Origin of the sequence: Roseibium sp. HPY-6, from assembly GCF_040530035.1 — a bacterium.
GTDB lineage: Bacteria > Pseudomonadota > Alphaproteobacteria > Rhizobiales > Stappiaceae > Roseibium.
Genome location: NZ_JBEWCD010000001.1, coordinates 2,209,598 through 2,228,125, shown reverse-complemented (window position 1 = coordinate 2,228,125; position 18,528 = coordinate 2,209,598). Strand labels below are relative to the sequence as shown.

At 56.8% G+C, this 18,528-nt stretch carries 16 protein-coding genes, 1 tRNA gene and 1 riboswitch; of the genes, 11 read left to right on the top strand and 6 right to left on the bottom strand.

What is annotated here, in order from left to right; translation table 11 throughout:
* Positions 1-127: 127 nt before the first annotated feature.
* The 3 genes from ABVF61_RS10300 to serA all read left to right on the top strand — a co-directional run bounded on the left by ABVF61_RS10300 (position 128) and on the right by serA (position 4,019).
* Positions 128-1,024 (top strand): outer membrane protein, encoded by an 897-nt coding sequence (locus ABVF61_RS10300; RefSeq protein WP_353993422.1) that lies wholly within the window; start codon positions 128-130, stop codon positions 1,022-1,024.
* A gap of 155 nt (positions 1,025-1,179) precedes the next feature.
* The gene (locus ABVF61_RS10295) at positions 1,180-2,358 is read left to right on the top strand and encodes a phosphoserine transaminase (protein ID WP_353993421.1); all 1,179 of its coding nucleotides are present in this window, start codon (positions 1,180-1,182) and stop codon (positions 2,356-2,358) included.
* Positions 2,359-2,432: 74 nt separating this feature from the next.
* Positions 2,433-4,019, top strand: coding sequence for a phosphoglycerate dehydrogenase (gene serA, locus ABVF61_RS10290; protein WP_353993420.1), 1,587 nt, complete (start codon positions 2,433-2,435; stop codon positions 4,017-4,019).
* Between the two features lie 76 nt (positions 4,020-4,095).
* Here serA and ABVF61_RS10285 read toward each other — a convergent pair whose 3' ends face one another.
* The gene (locus ABVF61_RS10285; RefSeq protein WP_353993419.1) at positions 4,096-4,992 is read right to left on the bottom strand and encodes a DMT family transporter; all 897 of its coding nucleotides are present in this window, start codon (positions 4,990-4,992) and stop codon (positions 4,096-4,098) included.
* Positions 4,993-5,163: 171 nt separating this feature from the next.
* Here ABVF61_RS10285 and ABVF61_RS10280 point away from each other — a divergent pair, with 171 nt between their 5' ends.
* The 5 genes from ABVF61_RS10280 (at position 5,164) to ABVF61_RS10260 (ending at position 12,137) form a co-directional block, all read left to right on the top strand.
* Positions 5,164-6,435 carry an MFS transporter gene (locus ABVF61_RS10280; protein WP_353993418.1) on the top strand — a complete coding sequence of 424 codons (1,272 nt, stop codon included), beginning with the start codon at positions 5,164-5,166 and terminating at the stop codon, positions 6,433-6,435.
* A gap of 196 nt (positions 6,436-6,631) precedes the next feature.
* Positions 6,632-7,924 carry an adenylosuccinate synthase gene (locus tag ABVF61_RS10275; protein WP_353993417.1) on the top strand — a complete coding sequence of 431 codons (1,293 nt, stop codon included), beginning with the start codon at positions 6,632-6,634 and terminating at the stop codon, positions 7,922-7,924.
* Between the two features lie 254 nt (positions 7,925-8,178).
* Positions 8,179-10,008 (top strand): hypothetical protein, encoded by a 1,830-nt coding sequence (locus tag ABVF61_RS10270; RefSeq protein WP_353993416.1) that lies wholly within the window; start codon positions 8,179-8,181, stop codon positions 10,006-10,008.
* Positions 10,009-10,087: 79 nt separating this feature from the next.
* A riboswitch (TPP riboswitch) is annotated at positions 10,088-10,194 on the top strand.
* A 223-nt stretch (positions 10,195-10,417) separates the two neighbouring features.
* Positions 10,418-11,173 carry an ABC transporter permease gene (locus tag ABVF61_RS10265; protein WP_353993415.1) on the top strand — a complete coding sequence of 252 codons (756 nt, stop codon included), beginning with the start codon at positions 10,418-10,420 and terminating at the stop codon, positions 11,171-11,173.
* 22 nt (positions 11,174-11,195) lie between these two features.
* The gene (locus ABVF61_RS10260) at positions 11,196-12,137 is read left to right on the top strand and encodes an ABC transporter substrate-binding protein (protein WP_353993414.1); all 942 of its coding nucleotides are present in this window, start codon (positions 11,196-11,198) and stop codon (positions 12,135-12,137) included.
* A 118-nt stretch (positions 12,138-12,255) separates the two neighbouring features.
* On the opposite strand, the gene rpoH is transcribed toward ABVF61_RS10260, so the two are convergent.
* Both rpoH and ABVF61_RS10250 read right to left on the bottom strand, forming a co-directional pair.
* The gene (gene rpoH, locus ABVF61_RS10255) at positions 12,256-13,146 is read right to left on the bottom strand and encodes an RNA polymerase sigma factor RpoH (RefSeq protein ID WP_353993413.1); all 891 of its coding nucleotides are present in this window, start codon (positions 13,144-13,146) and stop codon (positions 12,256-12,258) included.
* Between the two features lie 179 nt (positions 13,147-13,325).
* Positions 13,326-14,351 carry an RluA family pseudouridine synthase gene (locus tag ABVF61_RS10250; protein WP_353993412.1) on the bottom strand — a complete coding sequence of 342 codons (1,026 nt, stop codon included), beginning with the start codon at positions 14,349-14,351 and terminating at the stop codon, positions 13,326-13,328.
* Here ABVF61_RS10250 and ABVF61_RS10245 point away from each other — a divergent pair.
* Together ABVF61_RS10245 and ABVF61_RS10240 are read left to right on the top strand one after the other, a co-directional pair.
* Positions 14,350-14,706, top strand: coding sequence for a hypothetical protein (locus ABVF61_RS10245; protein ID WP_353993411.1), 357 nt, complete (start codon positions 14,350-14,352; stop codon positions 14,704-14,706). The genes ABVF61_RS10250 and ABVF61_RS10245 overlap by 2 nt on opposite strands.
* A 164-nt stretch (positions 14,707-14,870) precedes the next feature.
* A tRNA-Glu gene (locus ABVF61_RS10240) sits at positions 14,871-14,946 on the top strand.
* 62 nt (positions 14,947-15,008) lie between these two features.
* Here the strand turns inward: ABVF61_RS10240 and ABVF61_RS10235 are convergent.
* The 3 genes from ABVF61_RS10235 to ABVF61_RS10225 form a co-directional block, all read right to left on the bottom strand.
* Positions 15,009-15,791 (bottom strand): DeoR/GlpR family DNA-binding transcription regulator, encoded by a 783-nt coding sequence (locus tag ABVF61_RS10235; protein WP_353993410.1) that lies wholly within the window; start codon positions 15,789-15,791, stop codon positions 15,009-15,011.
* A gap of 61 nt (positions 15,792-15,852) precedes the next feature.
* Entirely contained in the window at positions 15,853-17,178 is a 1,326-nt protein-coding gene (locus ABVF61_RS10230) for a hypothetical protein (RefSeq protein WP_353993409.1), read from the bottom strand.
* Positions 17,179-17,305: 127 nt separating this feature from the next.
* A complete protein-coding gene (locus tag ABVF61_RS10225) occupies positions 17,306-17,911 on the bottom strand; it encodes a DUF1134 domain-containing protein (RefSeq protein ID WP_353993408.1) in 606 nt (201 codons plus the stop codon).
* A gap of 125 nt (positions 17,912-18,036) precedes the next feature.
* Between ABVF61_RS10225 and ABVF61_RS10220 the strand changes: the two genes are divergently transcribed.
* Positions 18,037-18,522 (top strand): YHS domain-containing (seleno)protein, encoded by a 486-nt coding sequence (locus ABVF61_RS10220; RefSeq protein WP_353993407.1) that lies wholly within the window; start codon positions 18,037-18,039, stop codon positions 18,520-18,522.
* Positions 18,523-18,528: the final 6 nt, after the last annotated feature.

Genomic DNA, 18,528 nt, shown 5'->3' with positions numbered 1-18,528 from the left:
AAATGACATGTGGCGCTGATATCGTTCCGTAAGGTGCGATTTGGCGTCAGCTTGATGTGTTCTTCTCCTGTTAAGGATCTCTTAAGGTAAAAAAGTTCGGTTAAAGAACACAGTTAAGCGACCTTTAATGAATTCCCGTCAATATGCTTTCAAGTTTGATGTGTCCGGCACCCGAAAACGCGGACGCTCACTGGAAGAGGACGAGGACATGAACACATTTTTCAAGCGTTTGTCTTTGACCGGCTTTGCAGTCGCGCTTTCATCTGCTGGTTTTGCAGCGGATCTGCCGGCTCCGGTCATTGAGCACATCCCCGAGGTCCCGGCCGTCGGCGGTTTTTATCTTCGCGGTGACATTGGCTACAAGATCTATGGTGACCCGACCGGGTCCTTCCAGGAGCCAGGTGCTACCGACTTGCGGTTCGATGGCGAAAGCATGGACAACGCCTGGATGATCGGTGTCGGTGTTGGTTACCAGTTCAATCAGTATCTGCGCGCTGATATCACGCTGGACTATGAAACGCCGGCCGAAGCCATCGGTTATGCGGATTGCGGAACCTGTACGAACCTGCAGTCTGAAGAATTCGCCGACATCGATGTCTGGACCACCATGGTGAACGCCTACATCGATATCGGAACCTGGAACCGGATCACGCCATATGTGGGCGCCGGTATCGGTGCAGCCTACGTGCGGACCGATAACGCCGCATCCATCAACCCGGGCCAGGCGGACGGTGTCTATCGCGGCACGAACGGGGAATGGAACTTTGCGTGGGCGCTGATGGCCGGTGCCGAATATGCGGTCAACAACAACTTCTCCATTGATGCGGGTTACCGCTACAAGGACCTCGGTGACGCGAAAACCGTGCTTTACGACAACGTTCGCACCGGACAGGGCCGGGTTCACTGGGAAGATCTCACCGCTCATGAGTTCCGCCTGGGCGCGCGGTATACCTTCAACTCCGGATTTGCCTCTCCGGCACCGGTTGTCTACCAGCCGCAAGGACCGATCAGCAGCAACTTCTGATGTGATCAGCGCATGACGAAAAAAGGCCGGTCCGTGAGACCGGCCTTTTTGCATTAGAAGTGGATTTGAATTGACCGGAGCAGTGTAACGTCATATCCCCGTAGGTGGGCCACCCCTCCCCAACGAGGGGCAACTATCTGCGAGGGTAGACAGATATGACAAGTCTCACTGCCACGCCGGACGTGCGTCCGGCAAATCCCAATTTTTCATCCGGACCCTGTTCCAAGCGCCCGGGCTGGTCGCTGGAAGGCTTGGCTGATGCACCGCTCGGCCGATCGCATCGTGCCAAACCGGGCAAGGCGAAGCTTGCCGAGGCCATAGACCTGACCCGCAAGGTTCTGGACGTTCCCGAAGATTATCGAATTGGTATCGTACCCGCATCAGACACGGGTGCTGTGGAAATGGCCATGTGGTCGCTCCTTGGCGCACGTGGCGTCGATATGCTTGCATGGGAAAGCTTCGGCAAAGGCTGGGTCACCGACGTCGTGAAACAGCTCAAACTGGACAATGCGCGGGTTCTCGATGCGCCATACGGTGCACTCCCGGATTTGTCGGCGGTCGACTTTACAAGCGATGTCGTCTTCACCTGGAACGGGACAACGTCCGGCGTGCGTGTTCCCAATGGTGACTGGATCCCAGCAGACCGGGAAGGTCTGACAATCTGTGATGCAACGTCGGCCGCCTTTGCTCAGGACCTGCCGTTCGACAAGCTCGATGTCGTGACCTTCTCCTGGCAGAAAGTTCTGGGTGGCGAGGCTGCTCACGGTGTCCTGATCCTGAGCCCGCGTGCGGTCGAGCGTCTTGAGAGTTACAGGCCTTCCTGGCCGCTTCCCAAAATCTTCCGGCTCACAAAGGACGGAAAGCTGATTGAAGGAATTTTCAGGGGCGAAACAATCAATACGCCATCAATGTTGTGCGTTGAAGACTACATCGATGCGTTGAAATGGGCAGATCGTATCGGAGGCCTTGCCGGTCTTCGGGCCCGCGCCGATGCCAATCTCCAAGTACTTGCCGACTGGGTCGGCCGCAGCAGTTGGACAGAATTTCTGGCTGTCGACCCGCAGACCCGTTCCAACACCTCCGTCTGTCTGAAAGTCACAGACCCTGATGTTCTGGCACTTGACGACAAGGCACAGGCTGCATTCGCCAAAGCTGTCGCGGCGCGCCTCGATCAGGAAGGTGTCGCCTTTGATATCGGTGCTTACAGGGACGCTCCTTCGGGGCTGCGTATCTGGGCTGGCGCAACGGTCGAAACATCCGACCTCGGCGCGTTGACCGCCTGGCTGGACTGGGCCTACGCCACCGAAAAAGCGAACCTCGCTCAGGCCGCCTGAGCAGTTTCTCCTCCCGTGACAATTTCCCGGGCGGCGTACGCCTGGACCTCATTTGCTTTCAAGGAGAAGCTGACATGGCTCCCAAGGTACTCATTTCCGATAAGCTGTCGCCCGCCGCCGTCCAGATCTTCAAGGATCGCGGCATCGATGCGGATTTTCTGCCCGAAGTCGGCAAGGACAAGGACAAACTGCTGGAAATCATCGGCCAGTATGATGGCCTCGCAATCCGTTCCGCGACGAAGGTCACGGAAAAGATCATTGCAGCAGCGGACAATCTGAAAGTCGTCGGCAGGGCCGGCATAGGCGTCGACAATGTGGATATTCCGAAGGCGACGGCGCGTGGCATCATTGTCATGAACACGCCTTTCGGCAACGCAATCACAACTGCAGAACATGCCATCTCGATGATGATGGCCGTTGCGCGCCAGATTCCTGCTGCCGATGCCTCCACACAATCCGGCAAATGGGAAAAGTCCCGTTTCATGGGCCGGGAACTGACCGGCAAGACACTGGGCCTGGTGGGGTGCGGCAATATCGGTTCCATCGTTGCGGACCGGGCAATCGGCCTGAAGATGCGGGTTCTTGCCTATGATCCTTTTCTGACACCAGAACGCGCGCTCAGTCTTGGCGTTGAAAAAGTTGAGTTGGACGATCTTTTTTGCCGCTCGGATTTCATCACGCTCCATACACCGCTCACCGACAAGACCCGCAATATCATCAATGCCGGTTCAATCGCGAAGATGAGAACCGGTGCCTATCTGATCAACTGCGCCAGGGGCGGACTGGCTGATGAGGCCGCCGTTCGTGCCGCGCTTGATTCAGGAAAACTCGCCGGTGCCGCATTTGACGTATTTGTCGAGGAGCCCGCAAAGGACAACGTTCTGTTCGGTGCTCCGAATTTCGTCTCCACGCCGCATCTGGGTGCGTCGACCTCCGAAGCACAGGAGAACGTTGCGCTGCAAGTGGCGGAGCAAATGTGTGACTATCTGCTTGACGGCGCGGTCCGCAACGCACTCAACATGCCGTCGATCACCGCTGAGGAAGCACCCAAGCTCGCGCCTTTCGTGCGTCTTGCCGAACAGCTCGGTTCCTTTGCCGGTCAGCTGACCGAAACCGGCATCGAGGGCGTCAAGATCGAATACGCCGGTGCCGTCGGCGAAATGAATGTTCAGGCCCTGACGGCCGCTGCAATCACCGGTCTTTTGACGCCGCTGCTGCAGACGGTCAACATGGTTTCAGCGCCGATCCTGGCAAAGGATCGGGGCATCAAGGTTGAAGAAATCCGACGGGACAAACAGGGCGCTTACGAGACCTACATTCGCCTGACAGTCATCACCGAGCGGCAGGAGCGTTCTGTAGCCGGGACCGTCTTTGCCGACGGAAAACCGCGCATCATCCAGGTGAAGGGCATCAACATGGAAGCCGAGCTTGGAGAACACATGCTTTACATCACCAACGAGGATAAACCCGGTTTCATCGGGCATCTGGGAATGGAACTCGGTGACAGAGGGGTGAACATCGCAACGTTTAACCTCGGCCGTCTGGCTCCGGGAGCAGATGCAATCTGTCTCGTCGAAGTCGATGGTGAAGTCGGGGCAGACACAATGCAGCGCCTTGAAGCTGTATCGCATGTCAAACAGGTGAAGGCACTGAAGTTTTAGCGCCGGACGCATCCCGCTTGGTCACGTCACTCAGACCAGTTGGACGGGTTGAGAAACACCAACCCGTTCAGCTGGCCTAGATCGCACGGGCGCCCTTGCGCCGTAAAACCCTTCCGTCCAGCACCACCAGACCCACAAGAAGAACCCCAAATCCGGCGAGCTGCAGCGCGCTGAGATTCTCACCCAGAATCAGCGAGCCGAACAGAAGCGCGCTTGCCGGCACGATCAGCGTTACCAGGGACGCGTTGGTCGCGCCTGCTTCTCCCAAGAGCTGGAAGTAGATCAGATAGGCAAGCGCCGTGGCGACGATCCCGAGTGCAGCAACATTAATCCAGGCCGTCATACTCGTTTCGGAAAACGACCATGTGGTTCCCGTGTAGATCGCGATCGGCAGCATAATCAGGCTTGAGCCCAAAAGCTGACCTGTCGCGGCAACCTGGGGCTGAACGGCTTTGAAACGTTTGGCATAGGTCGCGGCACAGGCGTAAGCCACGGCGGCACCGAGGCAACTCAACTGTGCCCACAAAGGATCGCTGGCGAGCCCGGACAGAGAACTCGACAACATGATCGCCACGCCGGCCACACCCAACAGAACGCCGGCGATCTTGTTGGCGCTCAACGCCTCCTGTTTTGCCAGCAATCCGGCAACGATCACGGTGAATACAGGCGTCGTCGCATTCAGGATGGAGGCCAGTCCGGCGCCGATTTCGGTCTGGCCGAGAAACAGCAGCGAAAAGGGAATTGCATTGTTCAAGAGGCCCATAATGAGGAATGGAATTGCTAGAGATAGTTCAAGCCTATGGAGCAGTTTCTGGTGCCAGAGCACGATGAAAAGCGCGGCGCAGGCACTTGATACCCGTAAAAAGACCAGCACAAAGGGCGGTATCTCTGCGACGGCAACCTTGGCGAACAGGAAGGATCCGCCCCAGATTGCGCCCAATACAATCAACATGATCCAGTTTCGAAGAGGCATGGCCTTGTCCAGCGTTTAGAACGACTGAAACACCGGTTATCACGCTCCATCCTGGCTAAACACCCGAAAAACGAGCAGCAACAGGATTAGTCCCTTGCGCTTGATCTTCAGTTCGGCAAACTGGGAAGACAATCTTTGCTTGCCCTTGCGGATCCAGGACCCGCGTTTCCCATGACACAGACAGAACAGTCATCTGAAAGCCCCGCTCAAACCGGGCGACTTTTCCCACTTCTGGTCGCGGCCGCCTGCCTATTGGGGGCGAATGGCCTTTCCATGACGATGATTGCGGTGCGTGCACGGGTGGAGGGACTACCCGACACGAGCATCGGCCTGCTCGGTTCACTCTATTTCGCCGGTCTGATTTCAGGCGTTCTGCTAGCGCCTTACCTGATTGCGCGGGCAGGTCACATTCGCGTCTTTGCAGCGCTCGCCTCCATTAGTGCGATTGCCGTTCTGTCGATCTCGTTCGCCCCGGCGGGCTGGCCCTGGATGCTGGCCAGGTTCGTCAGCGGAGCCGCGTTTTGCGGCACGGCCATGGTGCTTGAAAGCTGGCTGAATTCCATTGCCTCCAACACGTCTCGCGGCCGCATTCTCTCGATCTATCGCATTGTGGATCTCGGCGCCGTCATGGGCGGGCAGTTTATGTTGCCGGTCTTCGGTGCGTCGGGCTCCGATATTCTTATGGTGCTTGCGGTGCTCTTCTGTTTCGCGGTTGTTCCGATTTCACTCGCGCGGGGCGGCAACCCGCCCGCACCTCCAGCACGTCTCGTCAATCCGCTGATGCTCTGGCACGTGTCGCCGGTAGCGATTGTCGGGATATTCACGATTGGGCTCACAAACGGCGCGTTCCGGATGATCGGACCGATCTATGCAGAAAGCATCGGACTGGGTCTGGAGACAGTCGCGGCATTCATTGCGATCTGGGTCTTTGCGGGCGCAATCTTTCAGTATCCCGCCGGCTGGCTATCGGACCGGCTCGACCGGAGGATTATTCTGATCGCGTTCACGGTGGGAGCGGGCGCTGCCTGCCTTTTCATTGCGCGCTCCATGACGCAGACAGACCTTTTTCTGGGAGTCTTTTTCTTTGGCGGTTTTGCGCTGCCGCTCTATTCGCTCTCCGCGGCCCACGGCAACGATCACGCACAACCCGGACAGTTTATCGACGTTGCTGCCGGGATCATGCTTGCATTTGGCACCGGCGCGATGATCGGACCATTTGTAGCGTCTCTGTTGATGGAAACCTTCGGTCCTGCATCATTCTTCGTTTATACCGCGACGCTGCACCTGATGCTGGTCTTTTTCATTATCGTCCGGATGTTCCGCCGTGAAGCCGTCCCTGTCGAAAATCGCCGCCGGTTCGTCTGGTTGCTACGGACATCGCCGATGATTTACAAGCTGGCGCGCGGGGAAAAATCCGACGAGAACACACCTGCGCCCAAATAAGGTCAAAGACGGGCCTATAAGCGGTGCTTAAATATACACCGGCACGTCATAAACTGTTCGCGGAGACTCGCGTGCGCGGGGAAACCTGTCTATAGTCCGCGCCGTTTGCCCCGGTCGACTTGCCGGGGCTTGTCGTGTTTGCACACCGGATACATACCGGTGCTACAGAATCTGCTTTCAGGAGAGCAAAGATTAGATGGCGAATGTGGTTGTTGTCGGTTCGCAATGGGGTGACGAAGGCAAAGGCAAGATCGTCGACTGGTTGTCGGAACAGGCCGATGTCATCGTAAGGTTCCAGGGCGGTCACAACGCTGGACACACGCTCGTCATTGACGGTGTGAGTTACAAACTTTCTCTCTTGCCGTCCGGTGTTGCGCGCCCGGGCAAACTGTCGGTGATCGGCAACGGTGTTGTCCTCGACCCGCATGCATTGGCCGAGGAGGTGGAACGGCTTGGTGGACAAGGTGTCGTGGTGACACCGGAGACCCTGCGCGTTGCCGAAAACGCAACGCTTATTCTGTCTCTTCACCGCGAGCTGGATGCTTTGCGCGAAAACTCCAACAGCGGGACCCGGATCGGCACTACGAAGCGAGGCATTGGACCGGCCTACGAGGACAAGGTGGGTCGCCGTGCGATTCGTCTTATGGACTTGAAGAACCTGACCACGCTGCCCGCGAAAATCGATCGGCTCCTGACCCATCACAATGCGCTCCGCCGCGGGCTCGGGCAGGACGAGATTTCCGCCCAGGCGATCTATGACGAGCTTGCCAGCGTTGCGGACAAGGTTCTGCCCTATATGGACAAGGTCTGGTATCTGCTTGACGATTTGCGGCGTCAGGGAAAACGCATCCTGTTCGAGGGCGCGCAAGGCGCGTTGCTGGACATCGACCACGGCACCTATCCGTTCGTCACCTCTTCGAACACCGTTGCGGGCCAGGCAGCGACCGGTTGCGGACTGGGGCCGGGATCGGTCGATTTTGTTCTCGGTATTACAAAGGCTTATACGACCCGTGTCGGCGAAGGGCCGTTTCCGACGGAACAGGAAAACGAAGTCGGGGAATTTCTGGGAACACGCGGCCACGAATTCGGGACGGTGACCGGACGCCGCCGGCGGTGCGGCTGGTTTGATGCTGTTCTGGTTCGACAGACTGTCTGCACATCGGGCATCAACGGCATCGCACTGACCAAGCTTGATGTTCTTGACGGGATGGATGAAATCAAGATCTGCATCGGCTACGAGCTCGATGGCGAGCGGATCGACTACCTTCCGGCGTCGCAGGGGGCACAAGAGCGGGTCGTGCCGATATATGAGTCGCTGCCGGGCTGGAAAGAATCCACTGAAGGTGCTCGCACCTGGGGTGAGTTGCCGGCGCAGGCAATCAAATATGTGCGTCACGTTGAAGAACTCATCGGCGCACCGGTAGCGTTGTTGTCGACGAGCCCGGAACGTGATGACACAATTCTTGTGCAGAATCCTTTCCAGGATTGAGATCTGCAGCTGAAAAAGCTCAATATTACGGGGGAAGGGGCGGTTCGCGAATCACGATTCGCCATATGCGTGTTCTTGGACGCAACTTTGCAGTTCGTCCGATTGACTGTGGTAAACATAAGCTGTGCAGGGATTTCTGTTTGGGCAAGCATGAAGAATTGGCATCCTTCTTCAAAAACTTGCTATAAGCCTGATGTGATTACAAACCTCAGGCCTGCAGACAGATCCCATGCAATTGGCCGGTAGGCAGGAAGATGGCTGATTACTATTCAATCTTGAAGAAAACGATCGCGTCTTTGCCCGAAAGCAATGGTGCTGCCCGTCGAAGTGTTTACAGCCGGGCGCGCAACGCGATCGTCAATCAGCTCAAAGCTTATGAACCTCCGCTTTCTCCGTCGGAGATCACTGCGGAGCAACTCCGCCTTGAAGAAGCTATTCGGAAGGTCGAAGCCGAGGCCGCACGCGAAAGCCTCGGACTGACACCTGCTGCTGTTGCTGCGGCACCGGCAGTTGAGCCGCCATCACCAGCTCCGCAACCGGATGAGACACCTGTTGCTGAGGATCCGGTCGCTGCCGTACCAGTCGTTGCAGACCCGATTCCGGATCATTCCGTTGCGCCAGAAAGCAGCGATTTGCCGCCAGCGGACAAGGTGATACCGGAACCGGCGGCTGAGGCCGTCAGCGAGTATCCGGAAGACATTCCCTCACCGTTGCAGGACACGCTGACGGAGGCGGAAGCACTCGGAACTGCGGCAAATCAGGCCGTCCAACAGGCCAAAGAAGCAGTCGTACCTGTCTCTGGTACGGAGCCGGTGACGGCAGAGCCACAACGCCAGGAACCGGTTTTCGATCAGACCGCACCTTCCGACGATGGATTGTTCGAAGACGAAAAAAAGACGGATGCGACTGAGGAGATAGTTGGCCCCGATCAGGACATCGCCACGGGTGCTCCGGCGAAAGTGCGGGCGAAACGCGAGCGTCCGTCGGCTTCTGACGCTTTGCGCAGCTCTTCTTCTTCGAGTCGGGTTGTTCCGATCGCGCTTGCGCTCATACTCGTCCTCGCTCTTCTTGGAGCAGGAGCTTACTATTTCCTGCCCTTGGGCGATCTTGTCTCCGTAAATCGTCAGGACACCGAGCCAGGAACCACACAAGCCGAAAATACAGCCCCATCCAACGCTCCAGTTACTGCACCCGACACCGGCCAGGTTACAGATGAGGATCCCGGTTCAAAGAATACCGATAGGCTTCTGGACGGGGGAGAAAACGAAGTCATCGCACCGGATGCGCGAACCGTTACCACGACGACAATCAATCCTGAAACAAATGAGCCTGTAACAGCGCCTGCTCAACCGCCGATTACGTCCGATACTCAGGCCGTTCCGACGCTCATTCAGCCTCAGGCCTCACAATCCGGTGTCACCGCGCCTACGGGTGCGGAAACCACCGAACCGGCCGCGGTGCCGCAAGACAACCTGGCTGCAATCGAGCCAGAAACAGCTGCTCCGGAAGACCCGCCGGCGGGACTGACAGGAGCCGACGGAGCCGCACAGCGTTCAATCCTTTACGAAGAAGGCGAAGATGCAGGAGGGGCGGGCACCGCTTCCCAGGGAGCCGTTGTCTGGGGTGTTGCCGAAGAAACCAATCTGGATGGACGGCAACAATCCATTTTGACAGCGTCGATCGATATTCCCGAGCGGGACGTCAAGGTTGATATCCGCATCAAGCCGAATGACGACACGTCTCTGCCTGCCAGCCATCTCGTCGAAATCAAATACGATTTCCCGGACAGTTTTGCTGCAGGCGACGTCGTCAATGTTCCCGGCCTGGTCATGAAACCGACGGAAGAGGCACGGGGCGACGCCCTGATCGGTGCGTCGGTGAAAGTACAGCCAGGGTTTTTCTGGATTGCCCTTTCAAGCCTGCCGAACGAGCAGCAGCGCAATCTTGCCCTCTTGCGCGAGCGGGGCTGGATCGACATTCCAATGCTCTATGAGAATGGCAAACGCGGTATTCTCACGTTGGAAAAAGGCGCAGTCGGCGCTGACGCTGTTGAAAAGGCGGTTTCTGCTTGGCAAGCCGGCTAAATTCAGGCCTGTGTCGTGTTTGACCAAAAAAGTTGTCGTCGTACAACTTGCCTTTTCTGATCAACCAAGGCATCTTCCGCCTTGGTCCGAGGGGTGTTCCGAATTTCGGAACTGAGATGGCGATCAGCCGAACCCTTAGAACCTGATCCGGGTCATGCCGGCGAAGGGACGGAATCCTTAGCCTATTCCCGGATCTCCATTGTCATTTTCGGCAAGATCAACCGTTGAACGTTGATTGCGCCAAAGGTGCCGGCGCATAAGTGTGTTCGTTAACCTGCACGCGATGCTCCGGTCCCGGGACGGGAGATCCTATGCGTTCTGGTCTGCAGCGGCGGCTGTCTGTTTGTCTACAACGACAAGCTGCCTTGAAAATGGGTCAAATTGTGCCGAATGCAGCCGGGAGGCGTGCATGAAAGCGCTTGTATCCGTTACGTCCAAGTTCCTTTTTTCAGCATTTGTCGTCTTTGGTATATGGGGCCTTCTGGTCGCGGTTTTTCAACCGCCATCCTTCATGTTGCCGGGTCCTTTGGAAGTCCTGAAGACCTTCCCTGAAAACGCACCGTTTTTGCTGCATCATGCCGGGATAACTGCCTCAGAAACGATTATCGGCTTTGTACTTGGCGTCTTGTGCGGCTCGATGCTAGCCGTTGCGGTCTGGCTGTTCCCGCTTGCCGGACGCGTCGTGATGCCGACAATTCTGGTGACGCAGGCACTGCCTGTCTTTGCCATCGCACCTGTTCTGGTTCTGTGGCTCGGCTTTGGAATGTCTTCCAAAATCGTCATGGCAATTCTGGTCATCTTTTTCACCGTTACGTCGACCGTTTATGACGGGTTGCGACGCCTCGATCCCGGCCTGTCCGATCTTGCAAGGCTCTATCGGGTCTCGCGCTTTCAGGAGCTTGTTGTCTTTCGTCTTCCCGCTGCGCTGCCTGCGTTCGCTTCCGGGATCCGCGTCGCTGCTGTTTTTGCGCCGATCGGAGCCGTTGTGGGCGAGTGGGCCGGTGCTAAGGGAGGGCTCGCATTCATCATGTTGCAGGCCAATGCCCGCGGCAATGCCGATGTCCTGTTTGCTGCTGTGATCCTGCTGGCGCTGATGGTTCTGGCCATGCGCTACGCCGTCGAACATCTCACCCGAATTCTTGTTCCCTGGCAGGTCGAAGACTGACCGCCGAACTCTGGAGGATTGAATGAAGAAGACCTTGCTGTCCCTGTCCATGGCGGCTGCACTGCTCGCCGGGACACCGGCACATGCCGCGGAGAAACTTACTGTCCTGCTGGATTGGTTCACAAACCCCGACCATGCTCCGGTAATAACCGCTCAAACCAAAGGGTTCTTTGAAGCGGAAGGCCTGGAAGTGGAACTGATCGAGCCGGCTGATCCTGCGATGCCGCCAAAGCTGGTTGCCGCCGGTCAGGGTGACATTGCGATTTCCTATCAACCGACACTTCATGCGCATATCGAAGAGGGGCTGCCCGTTTCCTGGATCGGAACACTCGTCGAAACCCCGCTGAACTCCCTGATCGTTCTGAAAGACGGGCCGATCAAAGACCTGAAGGACCTTAAAGGCAAGACAATCGGCTTTTCCGTTTCCGGTTTTGAAGATGCGATGCTGGGCCAGATGCTGCGGTCTGTCGACCTTTCGATTGATGACGTGGAACTGATCAACGTCAATTTCGCCTTGTCGCCAGCACTCATGTCGGGCCAGGTGGATGCGGTTATCGGAGCCTACCGTAACTTCGAACTCACGCAGATCGAGATTGAAGGCAAGGAAGGGACTGCATTTTTCCCTGAAGAAAACGGTGTGCCGATTTTCGATGAACTGATCTACGTGGTGAACAAGGACCAGACCGGCGATCCGCGGTTCGCCAAATTTCTGGCAGCCGTCGAGGCGGCAACGATCTACCTGACCAATCACCCGGACGAAGCCTGGATTGCATTTATCGAGGCATATCCGCACCTGAATGACGAGCTCAACAAACGGGCCTGGGCGGACACGTTGCCTCGTTTTGCAAAGCGCCCGGGTGCTCTGGACGAAGGACGTTATCAGCGGTTTGCAGAGTTCATGGCAGAAGCGGGACTGATCAGCAAAGTTGTGCCTGTCGAGACCTATGCGGTCGAGATTCGCTGAACGCTCGGTTTGGATCCGCAAGGGTGCTCAGCGCCTTGAGCCCATCGTTGCGCCGCTAAATCAAAAACGCCGGAGAAGTCTCCGGCGTTTTTTGTTTCAAGCTTTCGCGTCACTGTTCTCAGGCAACCGGTTGCTGGTGCTCCTGGGCACGCGCATTGTTGCGCACGGCCTTTTGAACCTTTTCAAAGGCGCGCACTTCGATCTGACGGACGCGCTCGCGGCTCACACCGAATTCACCGGACAGATCTTCCAGTGTCATCGGGTCCTCCGCCAACCGGCGTGCTTCGAAGATACGGCGCTCGCGGTCGTTCAGGACACCCATGGCGTCGCTCAACAGCTTGCGGCGCATGTCCAGCTCTTCCTGGTTGGCCAGAAGCGTTTCCTGGCTGTCGCTTTCATCGACGAGCCAGTCCTGCCATTCACCTGCATCGGCTTCAGCACGCACAGGTGCGTTCAGGCTGGCATCGCCGCCGAGACGACGGTTCATGGATATCACTTCCTCCTCGGAAACGCCGAGACGCGTTGCGATTTCCTTGACCTGATCAGGCTTCAGATCGCCCTCGTCCAACGCCTGGATCTTGCCTTTCAGGCGGCGCAGGTTGAAGAACAGACGTTTCTGGTTCGCCGTCGTTCCCATTTTCACGAGGGACCAGGAGCGCAGGATGTATTCCTGAATAGCCGCCTTGATCCACCACATGGCGTAAGTGGCAAGCCGGAAGCCCTTGTCGGGCTCGAAGCGTTTCACGGCCTGCATGAGGCCGACATTTCCTTCCGATACGACTTCGCCGATCGGCAGGCCGTAGCCGCGATAACCCATCGCGATTTTCGCGACGAGACGAAGGTGAGAATTTACGAGGCGTTCGGCAGCTTCAGGGTCTTCATGCTCCTTGTAGCGCTTGGCGAGCATGTACTCTTCCTGCGGCTGCAGCATGGGAAACTTACGAATCTCGTCCAGGTATCGGCTAAGACCGCCTTCCCCGGCTGTGAGAGTAGGTACGTTTTGGGCCATAGCATGCACCCCCTTTCGTAATGTTCACATCCCCTCATTCTCCCGTTGCTCCGAAAATTTACGCAAGCAAGCCGTTTCAGAGAAGAGGCGGACGCGGAATCGTGTCCGTTAAGGCACACAAGAGATTCTAATATAGGTTGGAAATAGCCGATTGCATGACAAGAAATCGGAAAACCATCCTAAAAATTTTGTAATGCAGACAAAAGATTTGCGAAATCAGACGGATATGGGCTTTCAAAGCGCAAAGTTTTGCCATTTACGGGGTGCTCGAAAGCGAGCAATCCGGCGTGAAGTGCCTGTCGCTCGAAGCCGCTGACGACGCTTTTCAAAGGTTCCTCAAGGCGATTTATCTTGGTTTTGAAGCCGGACCCGTAGTCTCCGTCACCGATCAGCGGATGCCCGATATGGGCCATATGGACCCTGATTTGATGCGTCCGACCTGTTTCCAGACGGCACTCCATCAGAGAGGCGAGGGCGGGTTCTTCCGCCGGCCCGAACCGTTCCTTGACCTGCCAATGCGTCACCGCATGCCGGCCGCTTGTCTTGATAACCGCCATTTTCTGCCTGTTCGACTGGGATCGCGCGAGGTTTGCGTCAATTGTGCCTTTCAAATTGGACGGGGCACCCCAGACCAGCGCGGCATACGCGCGTTCCAATGGCCCCGTCCGGCCGTGATCGGCGAATTGCGCGGCGAGTCCCTGATGCGCGAGGTCGGTCTTTGCGACAACCAGCAGACCGGACGTATCCTTGTCGATCCTGTGCACGATCCCGGGACGTCTGACGCCGCCAATTCCTGAGAGGCTGTCGCCGCAGTGATAGATAAGGGCGTTCACGAGAGTGCCCGTCCAATTGCCAGCGCCGGGATGAACCACCAGCCCGGCTGGCTTGTCGATGACAATCAGGTGTTCGTCCTCGTAGACCACCGCAATGGGAATGTTTTCGCCCACAGGCTCCGGGTCTTCAGGCTCAGGAAGAATCAGGACGACGGCATTCCCTTCATTGACCCGGTATTTCGGTTCCACTATTTTCGCGCCGCCGACGGTGACGTCTCCGGATTTGATGAGGGACTGGATCCTGTTGCGGCTAAGCGCATCAACATGCGCCGCCAACACTGCATCGAGCCGCTTTCCGGAATCGCTTGCGTCAATTGTCAATCTGAAATCCGCGTCCAGGTCGGCCGGATCTTCGTGGGAACTGTTTGTCATGTCACACCCTAATTTTCGGGATGAGGACCAGAATGAACCGCCGCTCGATCCGATGGCAGAGCGTCTTCAGTCAAAACTGCGCCGTTTGCTGCTCGGATCGTTTCTGATCATGTTTGCGGGTTTGATCGCTGTCTTTGCAGCAATTCTCTACAAGATCAACTCCGGTTCCACAGACGTATCCGCAGATGATTTCGCATCGACGATCGTTGTCGGCCCCGAGGCAGAGGTGCTTCAGGCAACGGTTTCGGACGGAATCGTTTATGTTCTGGTGCGGGAGGGCAGCAAAACCGCCCTTTTGCGCATTGATCCTTCAACCGGGGTCGAGATCGGTCGAACGGATTTTGTCGCCAGGTGAGGGGGGCCGTTACCGGCTTGCCCATGCGTGTTGCGGCTTGCAGTTCCATTTTTGTTGGTGTGAGCGGCAGGTGCACCAAATCACGAAAAAAAGGCTTGCGTCTTCAGGTCTGCGGCCTTATACGCACGATCCTTGGCTTGGAGCAATGAGCTTCCAAGCGGTGCGCGCCCATCGTCTAGCGGTCTAGGACGCCGCCCTTTCACGGCGGAAACACGGGTTCGAGTCCCGTTGGGCGTGCCAATTCCTTCCCTTCGAAAATACTTCCGGTTTAACGCCTTGCAGCGTTTGTCACGTCCGGTTGTTCAAAGGGAGGTTTCGTCGGACTGAAGTCCCGTCTCGATCAAGTCGACTTCTGCTTCTCTTGCAATCTGTGCAAAGCCGGGATCAGGACAGTGATCGGTCACGAATGTCGTCACTTGAGACAAATGGCCGACCCGTACCGGTGCTGTACGCTCGAATTTTGTGCTGTCGGCCGCAAGAATGACATGGCGGGCATTGTCCATGATAGTTTTGGTGACCTTCACTTCCCGATAGTCGTAGTCGAGAAGTGAGCCGTCAGCATCAACGGCCGAAGCACCGACGACCGCGAAATCAACCTTGAACTGACGCATAAAGTCGACAGCAGCTTCGCCGACAATACCGCCGTCGGAGTGGCGCAGCACACCGCCCGCTATGACCACTTCTATCTGTGTGTAGCCACGCATTAGGCTGGCGACATTGATATTGTTCGTGATCACCATCAGTCCGCGATGCTGCAGCAGCGCCTGGGCAACGGCTTCCGTGGTCGTACCAATGTTTATGAAAATGGAGGTGTTGTCCGGGATGAGCGAGGCAACGCGTGTGCCGATATCGGCCTTTTCCTTGCTGGAGATAATCCTGCGTGCCTCATAGCCGACATTCTCGATTCCCGATGACAGGAGCGCGCCGCCATGCGTTCTGGCCAGAAGACGCCGATCACACAGCTCGTTCAGGTCTTTTCGGATCGTTTGCGGACTGACATCGAACCGTTTAGCAAGGTCATCGACGCTTACACGTCCCATCTGCCGGGCAAGTTCCAGAATGGAATTGTGACGTTCAATCAGCATCTAAAGCAAGCTCATCAGGTGTCGTTTCATTCACCTTAGTGACCGATCCAACCCGTTAAGATCAAGCCACATCTTTCTTTTTGTGTTTGCTGGACTTACTTTTCGCGCCGGTATCCGGGCCGGATCCGGTCTCTGCATCCGCCGAATTGGGTGTCGACGGTTCTTCTTCAGCCACGTTCTTGCGATTTGAGGCAACAATTCTGCTGACGAGAGCTTCAGCCGCTGAAGCGATGTCCGCAGATTTCGGTGCGGCCTCTTCTTTCGGTGCTGTCCTGATTTTGGTTGCCTTCACCCTGATTGAGGCCGGTTTCCTGGACTTATCCGTTTGAACCGTCACGCGTTGGGTCCGCTTCTTGGTCTTCTCGCTCTCGGGTGCAGAAGTCTCCACGGGCTTGGTCGTTTTCTCCTTGTTAACAGGCGCCGCTGCCGGTCCCGCAAGCTTGTCGGCGAGTGCGCGGAATTCCTGCCGCAACTGAACAAGCGCAGGAGTTCCGGTGAGATCTTTTTGAAGTTTTTCGATCTGCCCGGACAACCTGTCCAGGGCGCGGTCCTTGCTTGTCAGCTCGGCTTTCTGCTGAACACTTACTCTCTTGAGCTCTTCAAGTTCCTCGGTGAGGGCCTCATCCTGACGGTCCGATTTCAGCCCATCATTTTCAAGGAGCAGCGACAGGCGCGTTACCTCTGCCTGCGCGGTGACGTATTTCGATTCTGTATCGACAAGCTGAGCTTCGAGCTCGGAAAGACGCGTTTTCCTGCCATCTTTCTGGTCAGCTTCGATTTCGCTTGCGACGGTAGGATCGTATTTCGCAAGCCGTGCTTTCAATGTCGCGACTTCCGCTTCCAGACCGGTGATGGTTGCGAGCGCCATCGTGTCGGCCGCCGGCAGCCAGTCGTTGTTGTCATCGGTTTTGGCGTCTGGTTTGACTTCCGCGTTGGCGTCGGCTGGCGTTTTCCAGCTCTCGGCGAGCGCCTTTTCGGTTTCCGCGAGTTTTTCCTTCAGGACTTTCACTTCGGCCGTGAGGAGGTCGACGGCCTTCTGATCGCCATGCAGGGAGCCCAGTTTGGATTCAAGATCCGAAACCTGGGATTTGTGCGTGCGGGTGATCACGTCGATTTCCGTGCGCAACCGTGATGCTTCAAGGTGGTGCTTGGCGGCTTTGGTTCGCTCATCATCGAGCTGACGTTCCACGCGCCGGAGTTCGATCGCGTGCCGTGCCCTTGCCTGATCCTGTGCGGCCCTCACTTCGGCGTAACTCGACGGGTTCACCGCACGCAGGGCTTCTTCAGTCAATCGGGCGGCTCTGCGGTAAAAGGCAGGCAGTATTGCGAGGCCGATCAGACCGGCCGTACAAAACCCCAGTGCAATATACATTACCGCTTCAATCACATCATGTTCCCGGTCGTTCTCCCAAGTCCATACATAATCATTAGACGACACAGGGCCTGCCGCCAAGAGCGGTCAGCGCATGCGATCTTCAGAACAACGTGTTGCAGGCTGCGTTCATTGACCCGAATCAGAACGGATTCCATGTAGGTTTGGGTGTGAACTTCAGGTAACCCATGTTCAGCCCGAGGCGCGCGCCGACGCCCGCTTTCACCGGAACGAGGACCGTTTCGTTCCTGAGCAGGACCGTCATTCCTGCTCCGCCGACCAGATAGGCAGACCCGTTGACACCCGCAAAGCGATCGTAAATGGAGTCAACTGTGGGCAGGCTGTAGACCAGCATCATCACCCGCGCGCCATCTGCACCAAAGTCCCATCCAAGCGAGGGACCCTGCCAGAAAACCTTGTGATTGCCCGCGTTACGCGTGTAGAGATGACCTTCACCGTAGCGCGCTCCGGCAACGAATGCGCCTGATCCCTCTTCGCCGAGTATGTAGCCGTTGGGCTCCCCGTATCTGGAAAAGGCGCGTTCGATAACAGAGGCCAGTCCACCGGATACAGAACCGAAAAACTCGTGTCCGGTTTTCAGGATCTCATCTTCATCGTAAGTCTGGGCGCTATCGATCGGTGCCGCACCGGATGTTTGAGCGGCGGCGAAATTTGGTACGGCAATCAGGCAAAAGCACAAAAACGCAGCTTTCAAAAGGGATGCTGCCCGCCAGTCTCTTTTTGCCATTAATTGGGACTCCTCATCATCTGCCGGATGAGGCGCATTGTCTTCAAGTGCCTCAGCCCGTACGCTGGAACGCAATAGAATCAAACTGATTCGCGCAAGCCTCGGTACTCTACATAGCCGAATCGATGAAAAGCTGGCCCGAAAAAAAGACCTGGATGTGTCTTTCCGTAACGTTGTCCGCACTTCTATGTGTTTTTGCAGGTATTGGACATGCGCGTCCCCAGCTTTTTGTCCCGGATCCGATCACGGGTTACGCGATCGGAGGCAATGACCCGGTCAGCTATTTCGTCGACCGGCGGCCGCGAAAAGGCGACAGGCGCCACGAACTCACGTGGGGTGGTGCGGAGTGGGTCTTCGTGAATGAAGGCAACAGGGCCGCATTCGAGCGCAATCCGGAAACCTATGCCCCGCTGTTCGCGGGCTGCGGCGGTTTTGCGTTGTCGGAAGGATTTGCCACGGCCGGCAGTCCGTTCATCTATGCAATGGTGGAGGGAAGGCTGGTGTTTTTCCACTCCGTTGTGAACCGGTTTTTGTTCGTTGTGAACGGGCCTCAGCTTGTCAAGGATGCTGAAGCCAATGCTTCGAGGGTCGGCTGCATCCCGGAATCCTAGCCTTTC